We start from the raw sequence: 15072 nt of genomic DNA, 5'->3' as shown, positions 1-15072 counted from the left end.
TGAGTCTGCTCGGCTCAAGTCTGCGACCGGCGTCCGACGGCTGTCAAATCGACCTGGCCGGACTTGAGCACACCAGGCTCAACCTGCACCATCCGTCCTGCATTCCCGCAGGTCAGGACCCCTCGGAGTCGCCGCGCCGCTCGTCGTCGCTGGTCGAGAAGACCGGCGTCCCGTCCTCGCACTCGGCCTCGACCTCGGACTCGCGCCCCCCGCCGGCGGCGGTCGTGAAGCGCACCTTGACCTGCTCCGGCCCGCGCAGCTCGACCTCCACGCGCCAGCCGTCGGACGGCGCCGCCGAGCGCAACGAGGCGTCGCGCCCGGTGCACCGCACCGTGACCCGTCCGCCGTCGACCTGCACCGAGCGGTCGACGGCCCCTTGCGTCGACGGGGGCGGGGCGCTGGTGGTGCGCGACGACGTCGGGCGGTGGGTCGAGGGGCGGGGTGCCGTCGGGCCGGACGTCGTCGACGGGCTCGGCCGGCCGGCCGGCGAGGTCGAGGTGCCGCCGGTCGGGCGGCTGCTCGGCCGGCTCGTCGACCCAGGACCGGACGTCGGCCCGATCGTCGTCGCCGGTGCCGACGTCGGGCTGGTCACCGGGTGCGGCGTGCCGGTCATGGCACCGGTGCGGGGGACGGCGCCGCCCGGCTCGGCCAGCACCGCGCGCCCGGCCCGGTCGATCGCGAGCCACGCCAGCACCGAGACCAGCACCACGACGGTGGTCCAGAGCGCGACCGCACCCGCGATCCCCTTGCGGCTCATGAGAAGAGCGTGACATCCGGGCGGCGCGGACCCTCGCAGGTCCGCGCGCGGCGTACGGTGCGACCGTGGCGAGCATCTTGGTCGTCGAGGACGACCCGGGCATCCGCACCGGGCTCGTCCGCGGGCTGCGCGAGCGCGGTCACGGCGTCGCCAGCGCCGACGGCGGCATGGCCGGTCTGCAGGCCGCCGTCGACGACCGGCCCGACCTGGTGCTGCTGGACCTGGGGCTGCCCGACCTCGACGGCCTGCAGGTGCTGGCGATGCTGCGGGCGGTGAGCGACGTCCCGGTCGTCGTGGTCACCGCACGGGACGACGACACCTCCGTCGTCCGCGCCCTCGACGCCGGCGCCGACGACTACGTGGCCAAGCCGTTCGGCATCGACCAGGTGGAGGCGCGCGTGCGCGCGGTGCTGCGTCGCGGCGGGCGCACGTCGGTCGAGCCCGCCATCACGGTCGGCGAGCTCACCATCGACGGACGCACCCGTCGCGTGACGCTGGCCGGCGCCCCGGTCGACCTGTCCCGCAAGGAGTTCGACCTGCTGCACACGCTGGCCGTGCGCTGCGGCGAGGTCGTCAGCAAGCGCGAGCTGCTGGCCGAGGTGTGGCGCCAGCCCTACGGCGGCGGTGACCGCACGATCGACGTCCACCTGTCGTGGTTGCGGCGCAAGCTCGGCGAGTCCGCCGCCAGCCCGCGCTACCTGCACAGCGTCCGCGGCGTCGGCGTGGTGCTGCAGGCGCCCGCGGACGACGGGGCCTGATGCGCCGGCAGATCGCGCTGCTGGTGGCCGCCACGACATCAGCGGTGGTCCTGGCGTTCGTCGTGCCGCTCGGCCTGCTGGTGCGCACGCTGGCCGAGGACCGCGCGCTCGCGAGCGCCCAGCAGGAGGCGCAGAGCGTCTCGGCCCTGGTCGCCGCCGTGCCCGCCGCGCAGCTCGAGGCGCTGGTGGGCCAGGTGGACGAGCGGTCGGCGTTCCTCACCACCGTGCGCCTGCCCGACGGCACGCTGGTGGGCGCCGACGTCGCGGGCGACGACGCCGCGCGGTGGCGCCGGGCGCAGGCCGGGAGCGCCTTCACCGTCGTGGAGGACGACCAGCCCGGCCGGGTCTACGTCCCGGTCGTGACCGACGGCGGCACCGCCGTCGTCCGGACGACGGTCCCGCCGGCCGAGCTGCACCGCGGGGCCACCACGGCGTGGGCGACGATCGCCGGGCTGGGGCTGCTGCTGCTCGCCCTCGCGCTGCTCACCGCCGACCGGTTGGGCCGGCGCACCGCGGCGCCGATCAGCGCGATGTCCCTGGTGGCGCACCGGTTGCGCAGCGGCGACCTCAGCGCGCGGGTGGACGTGGGCGGACCGGCCGAGGTAGCCGACCTGGGCGCCTCCATCAACCGCCTGGCCGACCGCGTGGGCGAGCTGCTGCGCACCGAGCGCGAGGCCGTCGCCGACCTCAGCCACCGCCTGCGCACCCCGGTGACGGCGCTGCGGCTGGACGTCGACGGCGTGCACCAGCCGGACGTCGCCGAGCGGCTGCGCGACCACGTGGACCAGCTGCAGCGCACGGTCGACGCGATCGTGAAGGACGCCCGCCGGCCGGTCGCCAGCTCGGTGGCGCGGTCCTGCGACGCGACGTCGGTCGTGCGCGAGCGGGTCGAGTTCTGGTCGGCGCTGGCGGCCGACCAGGGTCGCCCCCTGGACGTCGACCTGCCGCGCGGACCGCTGATGGCGGCGATCGAGGCCGGCGACCTGGCCGACGTCGTCGACGTCCTGGTCGACAACGTCTTCGCGCACACGCCCGAGGGCAGCGGCTTCGCCGTGGCGCTCTCCCGCGACAGCGCCGGGGGCGTCCGGCTCGAGGTCGTGGACGACGGCACCGGCCTGGCCGACCCGGCGCTCACCGAGCGCGGCGCGAGCGGGGCCGGGTCGACCGGGCTCGGTCTCGACATCGTGCGGCGCGCGGCCGCGGCCGCGGGCGGCGACCTCGTGGTGCGCCGCGCGGTCAGCGGCGGCACGGCGGTGTGCGTGACCCTCGGCCCAGCGGGCTGAGGCTCGCGGGCGACCGCCCTCAGCTGCCGGAGCCACCGTCGTCGTGACCGCCGTCGTCGCCCCCGTCGTCGTGGCCGTCCTCGTGGCCGTCGTCACCGTGGTCGTCGCCGTGGTCGTCACCGTGGTCGTCGGCCCGGTCGTCGGCCTGCTCGTCCGTCGCGTCGTCGGCGTCCTGCTCGCTCGAGGTCGTGGGCTCGTCGGCGTCCTCGTCCTGCGCGTCGGCGCGGTGGGTCGTGCGCGGCTGGGCGCTGTCCTGCGCCGAGACCCGGTGCGCCGGGGCGGCCGGAGCGGCCACGACGACGGTCTTGTCGACCGTGACCACGCACACCCCGTGGCGCAGCTCGGCCCGCCCGCGGCAGGACGGCGCGAGCGACGGCGTGACGGTGGTGGTCGCCGCCCGGGCGAGCACGGCGGACGCGGGCTGCTGCACCGGTGCGCCACCGGTGGCGGCCGCGTAGACGACGCCGGCGGACAGCAGGCCGGCAGCGGTGCCGACGACGGCAGCGGCGGCAGGACGGATCCTCATGGTGCTCCTTCGGGACGGGCGACTGCCGACGACGGTCGCGCACCGGTCCCTATGGCCGCGTCGTGGGAACCTCAAGCCTTCGTCAAGGCGCCGCATGACCTGCTCTTAACGTGCCCCTGAGGTCCCCTTGCCGACCGCCCGGCGACGGTGGAGGTCCACCGACCCGAGGACCGCCCCCATGCCGCACACCCCGCGCACCCGAGACCGGTCGCTGACGACCCTCGCGCTGCTGACCGGCACGGTCACCGCCGCCGCCGTCACCGCCACCGGCTGGACCGCCGCGCTCGCGGCGGGGACCACGCGGGAGCACGAGGCGGCCAAGGCCCGCGCCCAGGCCGAGGCGCTCGCCGCGGTGCCGGTGCCCGAGGTGACGGTGACGGCCCGACCCCGGCCGCGGCCGTTGCCCACCCGCACCGTCGTGCGGGAGCACGTCGTCCGGGCCGTCTCCGGACCCGGCGTCGCCCAGGTCGGCTCGTCGGGCGGGTCGGGGCGCTCGTCCGGCTCCGGGTCGTCCGGCTCGGGCTCAGGCTCCAGCGGCTCGTCAGGGTCGTCCGGCTCGGGCTCAGGCTCGTCGGGGTCCAGCGGCGGTGGCGCAGCGGCCGCCCCCGCCCCGGCGCCCGCTCCCCCGTCGCCGACCGCGCCGTCGAGCGGGTCCTGAGGTGCTCGACGTCCCCGCCCCGGGGGCGACCAGCCACTCCTGGCGGGCGCTCGGTACCTACGCCTGGCTCGCCACCCAGCCGGCCGACACCCTGCCTGAGGCCCTGGGCCTGGCCCGTCGGGTGCTCGACGAGGTCGACCGGGCGTGCAGCCGGTTCCGCGCGGACGCCGACCTGGTGCGCGCCAACGCCAACGCCGGACGACGCACCGTCGTGAGCCCGCTGCTGGCCGCCGCGGTGTCGGTCGCGCTCGAGGCGGCGCGCGAGACCGACGGGCTGGTGGACCCGACGCTGGGGCACGCCCTGGTGGCCGTGGGCTACGACCGCGACCTGGCCCTGCTGCCGGCCGCGGCGACCGACCCGGTCGCGCTGCCGGCGCAGGCCCGCACCGGCGGCTGGGCGGACGTCGTGGTCGACCTGGACGGCGCCATCACCGTGCCCGCCGGCTGCGCCCTGGACCTGGGGGCGACCGGCAAGGCCTGGGCCGCCGACCTCGTCGCCGCCACCGTCGCCGACGCGCTCCACGTCGACGTCGTCGTGAGCCTGGGCGGCGACGTCGCGGTGACCGGCAGCACGGTCTGGCCCGTCGCCGTCAGCGAGGTCGCCCCGGAGGACGGCCTGGACACCCTGCCCGGGGACGTCGAGGTGGTGCTGCTCGGCGCGGGCGGCCTGGCGACGTCCACCACCCGGGCCCGGCGCTGGGTGCGGGGCGGCCGGCAGCGCCACCACCTGCTCGACCCGCGCACCGGCGAGCCGACCGAGGGCCGCTGGCGCACGGCCACGGCGGCCGGCCGCTCGGCCGCCGCCGCCAACACCGCGTCGACCGCGGCGGTCGTGCTCGGTGCGGACGCCGAGAGCTGGCTCGAGCAGCGGCACGTGGCCGCCCGGCTGGTGGGTCGGGACGGGGCGGTCCACCGCACGGCCGCCTGGACCGACCGCGAGGAGCTGCCGTGAACGGTCCGACGCTCTGGTTCGTCAACCGCGGCACCGGCGTCGTGCTGCTGGCCGTCGTGACGGCGTCCATCGTGCTGGGGGTGCTCGCGACGACGCGCGCCGGCTCGCGCTGGTGGCCGCGCTTCCTCACCCAGGGGCTGCACCGCAACCTCGGCCTGCTCTCGGTCGTGCTGACGCTCGCGCACGCCGGCTCGGCGGTGGCCGACGAGTACGTGGACATCCGGTGGTGGCAGGCCCTGGTGCCGTTCGGCGCGACGTACCAGCCGTTCTGGCTCGCGCTCGGCACGCTGGCGTTCGACCTCACCGTGGCCGCCTCGCTCACCTCGTTGCTGCGCCACCGGATGCGGCACGGCGTCTGGCGCGCCGTGCACCTGACGACCTGGGCGGTCTTCGGGCTCGGCGTCGTGCACGGCCTCGGCATCGGCACCGACGCGGTCGAGCCGTGGAGCCTGGCCGTGACGACGACCTGCCTGGTGGCGGTGGGGCTCGCGGCGCTGCTGCGGCTGGTGACCGTGCAGCGGCCGGCCGACGACGCGAGCGAGCCGACCCTGGCGGTGCCGCGATGACCCGGCTGCAGACCCGCCAGCCGGCGGCGCCCGCAGCCGCCGTGGTGCCGCAGGTCATCGTGCGGCCCGGGCCGCTGCTGCTGGCGCACGTCGGGGCCGACCCGGGGCTCGCGGCGCACCGGGCGCGGGCCGGCGAGGTGCCCGGGCTCGACCTGGAGACGCTCGCCCGGGCCTGCGAGACGGTCGCCGTGCGGGGTCGCGGCGGGGCCGGGTTCCCGTTCGCGACCAAGCTGCGGACGGCGGCCGGCCGTCGTCCGGTCGTGGTCGTCAACGCTTCCGAGGGCGAGCCCGCGAGCCACAAGGACGCGGTGCTGATGACGCACGCGCCGCACCAGGTGCTGGACGGCGCCGCTCTCGCGGCCGGCGCCCTCGGCACGCGCGAGGTGCACGTCGTGGTCCCCGCCTCGCGGCCCGAGGTGGCCCGGGCCGCCGGCACCGCGATCGTCGAGCGGCATAAGGACGGCGACCGGCTTCGGTGGAAGATCCACCAGGCCGACGACCGGTTCGTCGCGGGGCAGGCCCGGGCCGTGCTCGAGCTGCTGGCCGGGCGCGACAACCGACCCGTGACGGCCTGGGCGCCCGAGGCGGTGTCCGGCCACCGGGGTCGCCCCACCCTGCTGTCGAACGCCGAGACGTTCGCGCACGTCGCGGCGCTCGGCCGCCTGGGCCCGCACCGGTACGCCGCGCACGGGCACCCGGGCACCCCCGGCACCGTGCTGCTGACGGTGGACGGCGACGGCCCGGCCCCAGAGGTCGTCGAGCTGCCCGGCGGCAGCCAGCTGGTCGAGGCGCTGGCCACCCGGTGGCTGCCCGGTCAGCCCGTGCTCCTCGGCGGATACCACGGCACGTGGCTGACCGGGGCCGAGGTGCAGCAGGCCCGGCTCGACCGGTCGGCGCTCGCCGCGGCCGGTCTGGCGCTGGGCGCGGGCGTGGTGCTGCCCCTCGAGGCCGGCACCTGCCCGGTGCTGCGGACCGCGCGGGTCGTGCGCTACCTGGCCGGCGAGACGGCCGGCCGGTGCGGTCCCTGCCGGTTCGGGCTGCCCGAGCTGTCGGCCGCGCTCGACCGGGTGGCCGTCGGGTCGGGCGCCCTCGACCGGGTGCTGGAGCTCGCCGGGCTGGTCGAGGGGCGCGGGGCCTGCGCCCACCCCGACGGGACCGCCCGCCTGGTGCGCTCGCTGGTGCAGCGGTTCGGCCCCGAGCTGGGCGCGCACGAGCGGGGCGGCTGCGCGTGGGACCGGGTCGACCGGTGAGCGGGGCGACGGTGCGGCTGCGGGTCGACTGGCCGCGGTGCGAGGCGCACGGCCTGTGCCACGAGCTGCTCCCCGAGGTCGTGGCGCTCGACGAGTGGGGCTACCCCCTGGTGGGCCGCGAGGGACCGGGCGAGGTGCCGCCCGAGCTGGCCGACCTGGCGCGCCAGGCGGTCAGCGCCTGCCCGACCATCGCGCTGCGGCTGGAACGGCGCTAGAGGGTCGGCGCAGGGGCTACCGGTCCCCCCGGGGCGGGGGCAGGCCCCGGGGGGACCGGCAGGTCCGTCGGCTGCGGGGGGACGCAGCTGACGGCGACGTCCGACGGGACCACGGGGGTGGGGGTGGTCGTGGCGCCGGTCTCGGACGTCGAGCTGGGGGTGGGCACAGCGGTGGGCAGAGCCGGTGTCGGGGTCGGGGTCGGGGCGGGCGTCGGCGCCGGCAGGGCGCCGAGCGGGTCCGCGCCGAGGGGCGCGCAGGACGGGACCTCCGGCCGCAGCGGCGGGGTCGTCGGCGTGGTCGTCGCCGGGGTGGTCGGCGGGCTCGGCGGGGTGCTGGGTGGCGGAGCCGGCGTCGTGCGGGCGGTGGTCGGTGAGGGGGCCGGGACCGGCCGAGGCCGGGTGGTGGCGGGGGTCGTGACCTGCGGAGCCGGGGGCACGGACGGTGCGGTCGTCGTCCGGACGCCGTCGACCGCGAACCGCTGCTGCCAGGCGAGCACCACGGCCAGGTAGGCGTCGGAGTGGTTGTACGAGAGCACGGCCGCGCGCAGGCCCGCGGCCGTGGCGAGGTCGCGGCCGCCGGCGCAGAGGTAGGTGGCAGCCGCTGCTGCGGCGTCGTCGACGTCCTGCGGGTCGGCGACGCCGTCGTGGTCGGCGTCCTGCCCGTACCGCGCCCAGGTGCCGGGGATGAACTGCATCGGGCCCACCGCGCGGTCCCAGCGGACGTCACCATCCAGCCGACCGCCGTCGCTGTCGCGGACCGCGGCCGTCCGCGACCCGTCGAGGACGGGTCCGAGGACGGGCGGGACCGCGCGGTGGGCCGCGTCCAGCGACCGGCCGGCCAGCGAGCCGGACTCGACCTGGCCGATGCCGGCGAGCAGGCTCACCGGCAGGTGGCACCCGGCCGGGGCGGCGGCCGCCGCAGCTCGGTACGCCGCCAGCAGGGCGGCGGGCAGGCGCAGGCCGCCGACGTCCAGTCGCTGCAGCCCGGCGAGACGGGGGGATGTCGGACCCACGCCGCTCCCCGAAGGAGGCGTCGCCCCGCCGGCCCAGCCCACCTGCGTCAGCGAGGCGGGCAACGGTCCGGTCGCCACGGGCGGCGGCGGGTCGGCGGCCGGCACCGGACCCAGCTGGCGGGAGACGACGGCGGCGGCTGCCCCTGCGGGCGCCATCGGGCTCGCCCCCAGAACCGCTGCGGCGGAAGGGATCTGGGCCAGCCGCGCGTGCGGCACGGGCGACCCCGGCACCCACGACCCGGCCAGCAGCACCACGACGGCGACGGACGACGTCCGGCTGCCCACCCGCTGCCGCTCGGGCTGTCGGGGCAGCACCGGCGCCTCGACGGGGCGCGCGGGACGCCGACGCGACCGCGGCACGCGAGGCACCCGCGGACGTCGACCACGCAGCTCGCGCAGCAACCGCCAGCAGAGCAGCAGCCCGGCAGCGGCGACGAGCAGCGCCGCGGGGGTGGTCAGCCGCGCCAGGCGCGTGCCGGGCGGCCCGTGCACCCCACCGCCGACCGTCCAGGGCAGCTCGGCCCGCACCACCGGGAGCCCGGGACGTTCGGCCGCCACCGCGACGGTCCAGCGGCGCTGCGCGGTGAGCTGCACGGGCAGGGTCCACGAGCCGTCGGGCTGGCGCACGGCGTCGCCGGACGGGCCGGCCTCGGCGCCGTCCCGCAGCTCGACGTGCACGGCGCGCACCGCGGCCGGCACCGGGCGGCGCGTCTGCAGCACGCCGACGCTGACGAAGGACTCACCCGGCCGGTTGGGCGTCAGGGCTACCTGCAGCTGGAGGTCGTCGGCCTGCAGCGAGACGAGCTTGCTCGGCCGGGTGCCCGGCGTCCACTGCGGGGAGTTGGCCGGGGCCGTCGCGGCGAGCACCCCGGCGGCCACGAGCAGCGCGACCAGCACCCCGCCCTCGACGGCCACGGCGCGGCGTCCGTTCGCCCCGACGGCACCCCCGGCTCGACGACCACGGCGGTGGTTGACCAGCGCGAGCACCAGCGCGGCGACGAGGAGCGCGCCCTTGACCAGGACGAAGCGGCCGTACTCCGAGCGCCACAGCGCCGTGGTGGTGGCCACGCCGTGGCCGGCGAGCACCAGTCCGCTGGCGACCGCCAGCACCGCGGCCGTGGCCGCGACCAGGGCGAACCCGCGCGCCGGCACGACCGGACGTCGTCCCGCACCCCGTACGTGCACGACCGCCAGCGCCACGACCGCTCCGGCCCACAGGGCGGCCGAGGTGGCGTGGACGACGTCCGCCACGACGAGCACCGGCGTGCCGGTGGACGCCAGGTGGCCGCGCAGGGCGGTCGTGGTCGGGACGGCGAGCAGCGCCAGGCCGACGAGCCCGAGGTGCCAGGGTGCGACGCGCCGCTCGGGACGCCGGCCGACCACGGACGGCGCGAGCGCCAGCAGCACCACGGCCGCCGCCACCCGGGCGCCCCATCCCAGCCCGATCTCGGTCACCTGGGCCGCGACCCAGGCGTCGCGCGGTGAACCGAGCTGCGCGACCGGCAGCAGCACGGCGGCCACCAGGGCGGCGGCCGACCCGGCCCGGGCCAGCTGCTCGAGCCGGCGGCGCCGCGGCCCGACCAGCGAGGTCCCGGCGAGAAGGCTGACGACGAGCGCGCCGAGCACGGCGGCGGTCGCCCCCCACAGCACCCAGCGCCCGGCGGCCTCGAGCAGGTCCGGGGCCTCGTCGACCGTGCCGGTGCCGCTCACGGCGACGCCGACGCCGAAGGTGAGGACCCCCTCGGTGCGGTGCAGGTCATCCGCCGACAGCGTGCGCCAGTGCACGCGGTACGTGCCCTGCGGCAGCGCCGGCAGATCGGCGACCAGTCGCACCGGGTCCTCGGTGTCGACCGGCTCGTCGGCCGGTGAGGACGAGCCGTCCGCCGCGTCACGGGCGATCCGCACCGTGCCGACCGGCAGGTGGTGCCCGCCGCCGTCCACGACGTCGACGGTCGTCGACCCGACGACGACGAGCTCGCTGAAGTCCAGCTGGAGCGCGGTGGGCGCCTGATGCACCGTCTGCCCGTCAGAGGGGTTGCTCGCGGTGAGGAAGGCGTGCGCCTGCGCCTGCTGCGCGGGCCCGAGCACCGCGAGCAGGGTCAGCGCCGCCGTGGCGAGCAGGCCGCCGGCGCGGCGGACGGACATCACAGCACCGGCACGTGCTCGAGCCGGTAACCCCCGTACGAGAACGTGATCCGCTCGTCGGGCCGGATCGCACCACCGGTGTTCTGGTAGACGAAGTAGTACGTCTGGCCGGCGCGCATGTTGTGCCCCTGCCGCATCACGGAGATGCGGCTGGTGCCGCCGTCCCGGACCTCGCTGCTCAGCCGCGGCGGGTGGTCCTTGTCGTACTGGAACTTGGTGGCCTTCTCGGGGTCGAGCGCCACGTACGACACCTCGACGAGGCCCCCGTCGCCGACGACGGCCACCCGCGAGACGCGGATGCCCAGCGCCGCCTCCATGGCCGCGCTCTGCGGCACCTTGCCGCCGGGCGGCTCGGCCGCCCGGGCGACGACGTTGCGGACGACGAGACCACCGCTGGCCACCACGGCCACCAGCAGCACCGCGACCGCCCACTGCACCGCGGACCAGGCCGCGAGCCGCGCACGCGCGGCGGAGAGCTTCGACATGGTGCGCCCCTTTCCCCTACCCCGGGGGACCCGTGGCCGCGCGGTGCGCGCGGCCACGGGTCCCCACCTCGATCACGGAATGGTGTTGCGCGTCGACACGAAGGAGTCGAAGTACATCGTCCCCGTCGTCGACGTGTTGAGCCCTGCCACAGCGCCCAGTCGTGCGGTCTCGATGCGCAGCGACGAGGTGTTGCCGTTCTGGGTCTGGACGGTGACCCCGTCGACCAGCAGCCGCAGGCTGCCGGCCGTCGCCGCCGTCCAGTCGACCCGCACGGTGCGTGCGCCGCTGGCGAGGTCGACCCAGCCGCCGGTCAGGGCCGCCTGGGTGGAGCGGCTCAACACGGTGCGCAGCTGTCGCGTCCCGCCGTTGTTCCGCAGCTGCACCGAGAACACGGTGCCGTTGGCGCTGGTGAGGGTCTGGAAGACCGTCACCGCCGACGTCGTGTTCGTGGTGAACGTGTTGCGGTTGAACGAGAACTGCGCGTGGTAGGTCGGCTCCGCCGTCGGGGTGCTGTCCTGGACGTAGCTGGCCGGGCGCGAGGTGCTGGTGATCGCCACCTGCAGCCCCTGGTTGCCGACGGTCGGCGGGATGCCGGCCGCGGGTGTCATCGACACGTTGCCCGTCCGCGACGACCAGGCCCACGTCGTCCCGTTGTCGAACCCGTCGGAGAAGATGCCGTTCGGCGGGATGACGTTGACCTGCACCGCGACCTTGTTGCTCCAGTTCCCGGCGCCGTCCATGACCCGCAGGTTGAACTGCTGGACGCCGCGCGGCACCGTCGTCAACGGGATGACCGCGTTGGCCGTGCCCGAGGCGACGCTGACCGGAACCGTGGTCGCCTTGCCGGCCCCCGGATCGGTGGTGCCGACCCAGAACTCGGCGCGGGCGATGGTGTTGGCCTCGGTCAGCGGGGCGGAGAGCGTCGTCGAGACGGCGCCGTTGGTCGGGTTGGGCGACGCGGTGAGCGTGCCCAGCACCGGTGCGGTCTTGTCGACCAGCAGGTCGACGGTGAACATGTCGCCCCACGTGCCCGCGCCGTCCTGGCCGCGGACCGCCACGTGGTGCATCCCGTTGCTCAGCGCCTTGACCTGCGACAGCGGGATCAACCCGTAGACCGCCTCCGTGGTCGAGCCCATCGACCCGTCGACCGCAACCAGCTGCAGGCCGGTACCTCCGGCCGGCACGCCGGTCGGGTCGAGGAAGGCCTCGGCGTCGGCGACCGTGCCGGCGACGCTCGTCGCGCCGTCACCCACGGGGTCGGTGATCTGCGCCGACACCAGCAGGTACCCGGGGTTGCCCTTGTCGCTCAGGACGGCGTTGGTCGGGTTCGGGCCGACGCTCGCGGCGTCCACCGTCGGACCGGCCAGGTCGACCGTGAGGTCGATCGAGAGCGGCGGACCCCACAGCCCCAACGAGTTCTTGCTGTGGACGAACACGTGGTGCACGCCGTCCCCGAGAGCGAGGACGTCGGCCGCCGCGATGGTGGCGGTCTCGGAGACCACGCTGGCCGTGCGGTTGCGGGCCATGGCCGTGCCGGAGCCGTCGGCGCCCACGGTGTCGACGAAGTACTCGGCCGCCGTGATGGTGCCTCCGGTCGCCCGGTCGTCGCCGGTGGCGCTGATGACGACGTCCTGAGTCCCGTTGGCGGGGACGTCGGCCGCGGAACCACCCGTGGTCTGCGGCCCGGTCTTGGGCAGGTTCAGGATCGCCGAGCCGACGACGCCCCAGTTGCCGGCGGAGTCCTGCGCCCGGACGAACACCTGGTGCTTGCCGGCCGCCAGCGCGTCGAGCGCCGCGACCGAGATCGTGCCCGTCGCCCCGGTGACGGTCACCGTGCCGAACGCGCCGCTCATGGCGGTGCCGAAGCCGGGAGCCGTGAGCACGGCGTCGTCGACGACGAGCTCGGCCTGGGCGACGTTCGACCCACCGGTGGTCGCGTCGCTCAGGTCAGCCGTGACGGTGACCGGCGCGAGGCCGTTGGAGGGGTTGGGCGACAACGAGATCTTGCTCGACACCGGACCGACGAGGTCGGAGCTGGGTGCCGGCGCGGCGGTGTCGACGAAGGTCATCATGCCGCCGAACGCGATGAGCTTCGGGTCGGCCATGCGCTGGCCGTCGTTGTCGAGCCGGCTCGCGGCCTCGAAGACCGTCAGCTTCGACTCCGGCCCCGAGGGGGTCGTCAGCAGGGTGTCGACGGTCTGGCCGGGGACGACGTTCTGCGTCACCGCGGTCTCGGCGTACTTCTTCGGGTGCCCGTCGTCCGCGACCTGCAGCTGGCTGCCGCCCAGCAGGGACATGGCGTGGCTCTGCGAGCCGAGGTTCACGTACCGCAGCAGCACCCGCCGTCCCTGGTCGGTGGCCACCGGGTCGGTCTCGGGGAACGGCTTGCCGTTGATCAACCGGTAGCGCGGCGCGAAGTCGCGCATGTCGAAGCCGGTCGGGTCGGCGTTGAGCCGCGGGTCGATCTCGCTGAGCGCGAGGACGGCCTCGTCCTGGTAGGAGGTGTCCGGCATGCCGCTCACGGCTCCGTACGCCGTGCCGTCGGACGGCAGGACGACGAGCGCGCCCGCCAGGCCCATGGCGACCTGGCGCGTGCCGTTGCCGGTGTGCCCGGCCTCGTACACGAAGGTGCCGGGACGGCTGGCCACGAACGAGTACGTGCGCGTCCCGCCCGAGGCGATCCCCGTCAGGTCGTCGCCCACGGCAGAGCCGACCGCCGCGTGGCGCTGCCCCGGGAAGGCGAGCGACAGCTGCTGGCCGGCGATGCCGTTGTGCAGCGTCACGGAGACCGTGACGCCCTGGGGGACGACGAGCAGGGGCCCGGGAGCCGTGGGCGCGGCGGCGCTGTCGGTCGAGAAGCCCCAGATGGGCAGGGTCCGACCGAGGAACGTCGTCGTGCCGGTGGAGGCGTACAGGTCGCAGGTGGCCGTCGCGCCGGACACCGTGCACCCGCGCGGGCTCAGCCGGCCCACGGGGGCGGCCGCCGACACCGCGGCACCCGCCGCGCGCACCTGGGTGCGCGGGGCGGCGTGCGCCGCGGTGGTCGGCAGGCCGAGGAGCACCAGCCCGGTGACGACGGCCGCCGGCAGGAGCCGGCCGGCGCGACGACGGCCCGTGGTCAGGTCAGGGTGAGTGGTCATCGCTCGTCCCTCAGTTCGCCGGGCAGCCGGCGGGCGGGTCGATGCGGAAGACCGTCATCATGCCGCCGAACGCTGCGCCGTAGTTGGTTGCCTGCTCGAGCGCGTGGCTGTGGGCGATGTGGTAGTACTCGCCGCACTCGTTGTTGGACGTGATGTTCGTCGGCAGGTCGCCCTTCTGGCCGAGGTACCCGCTCTCGCTGAACCACGTGTCCGGGCCGACGAGGTCCTGGTCGGTGATGACCGGCAGGGTGGTCGGCAGCGGGTTGGTGGCGACGTCCCACTGCTCGACGTCGCGCCAGTCCATCAGCACGTCCAGCGACTGCCCGGGGGCGACGTCCAGGTCGTACTTGAGGAACGACAGGTCCTGGTGGGCCGGCCCCTCCAAGGCGTGGCCGTCACGGTTCACGACGCGCTCGTCGCTGCCGTGGGGGTGGAACGGGTAGTTGACCGAGCCGGCGTTGAGGTAGCGGATCGCGGCCGGCAGCGGGTTGGTCGCCGCGTCGTACGGCTTGATGTGCACCAGCGCGCCGTACGGCTGCGTCGGCAACCAGCTGGCCCCGTTGGGCGCCAACGTGTCCGGCATGCTGCGACCGTTGATCATGAAGTACCGCGCCTTGTAGGCCGAGGGGTCCACCGCCTGGTCGCGCTCGACTGCGAGGTGCACGTCGGGAGCGATCTCGGACAGCAGGTACACGTAGTCCTTGGCCGGGTTGAACGCGGAGTCCGACCGGTCGTTGAGCCAGCTGCTGTGGCCCGCGGGGCGCACCACGAGCGCGCCGTACAGGCCCATCTGCACCTGCTTGTCGACGTCCGTGCCGCTCTTGTACAGGTAGGTGCCGGGGCTGCCGGCGGTGAAGGTGTACGTCACCGAGCCGCCGAGGGCCGAGGCCGCCTGCACCATCGAGGTCAGCGAGCCGCCGCCGTCCAGCTGCGGCTGCGCCGGGTTGCCGTTCGCCCTCACCCCGGTCTGCCCGGGGAAGATGATCGACGTCGCCTCCGGCAACGAGTTGTGCAGGACGACGGTCACGGCCTCGCCCGCGGTGACGCACAGCGTCGGGCCGGGCAGCTGGAAGCCGCGCTTGCTGTTGCCGTAGCTCCACATGTAGATCGAGTTGCCGTCCGGCGTCGAGACGTAGCCGCCGCTCGCGGTGAGCGAGAAGGTGTTGTTGGTCTCGGTGTCGCACGCGAGCCCTTCGGACGTCGCGGCCTGGGCGCCGGGCAGCGTGATCAGCGCGGTGCTCGCCATCACGGTGGCCAGCAGCCCCGTCAGCACGAGCCGCAACCGGGCGCGGGATGTGGTCCTCATCGTGTTCTCCTCCGTCC

Annotated in this window: 13 protein-coding genes; 7 read left to right on the top strand and 6 right to left on the bottom strand. The window is 75.9% G+C overall.

Annotation, left to right across the window (positions count from 1 at the left end):
- Positions 1–112: 112 nt before the first annotated feature.
- Complete coding sequence (locus tag ACYVJ4_RS01455; RefSeq protein ID WP_460458328.1) at positions 113–757, bottom strand: hypothetical protein; 645 nt, start codon at positions 755–757, stop codon at positions 113–115.
- 65 nt (positions 758–822) lie between these two features.
- Here ACYVJ4_RS01455 and ACYVJ4_RS01450 point away from each other — a divergent pair, with 65 nt between their 5' ends.
- Together ACYVJ4_RS01450 and ACYVJ4_RS01445 are read left to right on the top strand one after the other, a co-directional pair.
- A complete protein-coding gene (locus tag ACYVJ4_RS01450) occupies positions 823–1515 on the top strand; it encodes a response regulator transcription factor (protein WP_460458327.1) in 693 nt (230 codons plus the stop codon).
- Complete coding sequence (locus ACYVJ4_RS01445; protein WP_460458326.1) at positions 1515–2798, top strand: sensor histidine kinase; 1284 nt, start codon at positions 1515–1517, stop codon at positions 2796–2798. Before ACYVJ4_RS01450 ends, ACYVJ4_RS01445 begins: the two co-directional genes overlap by 1 nt.
- 19 nt (positions 2799–2817) lie before the next feature.
- On the opposite strand, the gene ACYVJ4_RS01440 is transcribed toward ACYVJ4_RS01445, so the two are convergent.
- Entirely contained in the window at positions 2818–3324 is a 507-nt protein-coding gene (locus tag ACYVJ4_RS01440; RefSeq protein ID WP_460458325.1) for a hypothetical protein, read from the bottom strand.
- 178 nt (positions 3325–3502) lie between these two features.
- On the opposite strand from ACYVJ4_RS01440, the gene ACYVJ4_RS01435 reads away from it, so the two are divergent.
- The 5 genes from ACYVJ4_RS01435 to ACYVJ4_RS01415 are packed head-to-tail and all read left to right on the top strand — an operon-like array spanning position 3503 to position 6965.
- The gene (locus ACYVJ4_RS01435; protein ID WP_460458324.1) at positions 3503–3982 is read left to right on the top strand and encodes a hypothetical protein; all 480 of its coding nucleotides are present in this window, start codon (positions 3503–3505) and stop codon (positions 3980–3982) included.
- 1 nt (position 3983) lies between these two features.
- Positions 3984–4934 (top strand): FAD:protein FMN transferase, encoded by a 951-nt coding sequence (locus ACYVJ4_RS01430; protein WP_460458323.1) that lies wholly within the window; start codon positions 3984–3986, stop codon positions 4932–4934.
- Entirely contained in the window at positions 4931–5500 is a 570-nt protein-coding gene (locus ACYVJ4_RS01425) for a ferric reductase (protein WP_460458322.1), read from the top strand. Before ACYVJ4_RS01430 ends, ACYVJ4_RS01425 begins: the two co-directional genes overlap by 4 nt.
- Positions 5497–6750: an NADH-ubiquinone oxidoreductase-F iron-sulfur binding region domain-containing protein gene (locus ACYVJ4_RS01420; RefSeq protein ID WP_460458321.1), complete on the top strand. Its 1254-nt coding sequence runs from the start codon at positions 5497–5499 to the stop codon at positions 6748–6750. The genes ACYVJ4_RS01425 and ACYVJ4_RS01420 overlap by 4 nt, the downstream gene beginning before the upstream one ends.
- Entirely contained in the window at positions 6747–6965 is a 219-nt protein-coding gene (locus ACYVJ4_RS01415; protein ID WP_460458320.1) for a ferredoxin, read from the top strand. The genes ACYVJ4_RS01420 and ACYVJ4_RS01415 overlap by 4 nt, the downstream gene beginning before the upstream one ends.
- Here ACYVJ4_RS01415 and ACYVJ4_RS01410 read toward each other — a convergent pair.
- From ACYVJ4_RS01410 to ACYVJ4_RS01395, 4 genes are all read right to left on the bottom strand, one after another.
- Positions 6962–10123 carry a copper resistance protein CopC gene (locus ACYVJ4_RS01410; RefSeq protein ID WP_460458319.1) on the bottom strand — a complete coding sequence of 1054 codons (3162 nt, stop codon included), beginning with the start codon at positions 10121–10123 and terminating at the stop codon, positions 6962–6964. The two genes, ACYVJ4_RS01415 and ACYVJ4_RS01410, sit on opposite strands and share 4 nt — an antisense overlap.
- Positions 10123–10608 (bottom strand): hypothetical protein, encoded by a 486-nt coding sequence (locus tag ACYVJ4_RS01405; RefSeq protein ID WP_460458318.1) that lies wholly within the window; start codon positions 10606–10608, stop codon positions 10123–10125. The genes ACYVJ4_RS01410 and ACYVJ4_RS01405 overlap by 1 nt, the downstream gene beginning before the upstream one ends.
- Positions 10609–10680: 72 nt before the next feature.
- Positions 10681–13749, bottom strand: a complete 3069-nt coding sequence (locus ACYVJ4_RS01400; protein WP_460458317.1) for a multicopper oxidase domain-containing protein — start codon at positions 13747–13749, stop codon at positions 10681–10683.
- 10 nt (positions 13750–13759) lie between these two features.
- Complete coding sequence (locus ACYVJ4_RS01395) at positions 13760–15055, bottom strand: multicopper oxidase domain-containing protein (RefSeq protein WP_460458316.1); 1296 nt, start codon at positions 15053–15055, stop codon at positions 13760–13762.
- Positions 15056–15072 lie beyond the last annotated feature (17 nt).

Source organism: Angustibacter peucedani (genome assembly GCF_054779595.1).
Note: the sequence above shows the minus strand (reverse complement) of the source record. Positions and strands in the feature narration are given on the sequence as shown.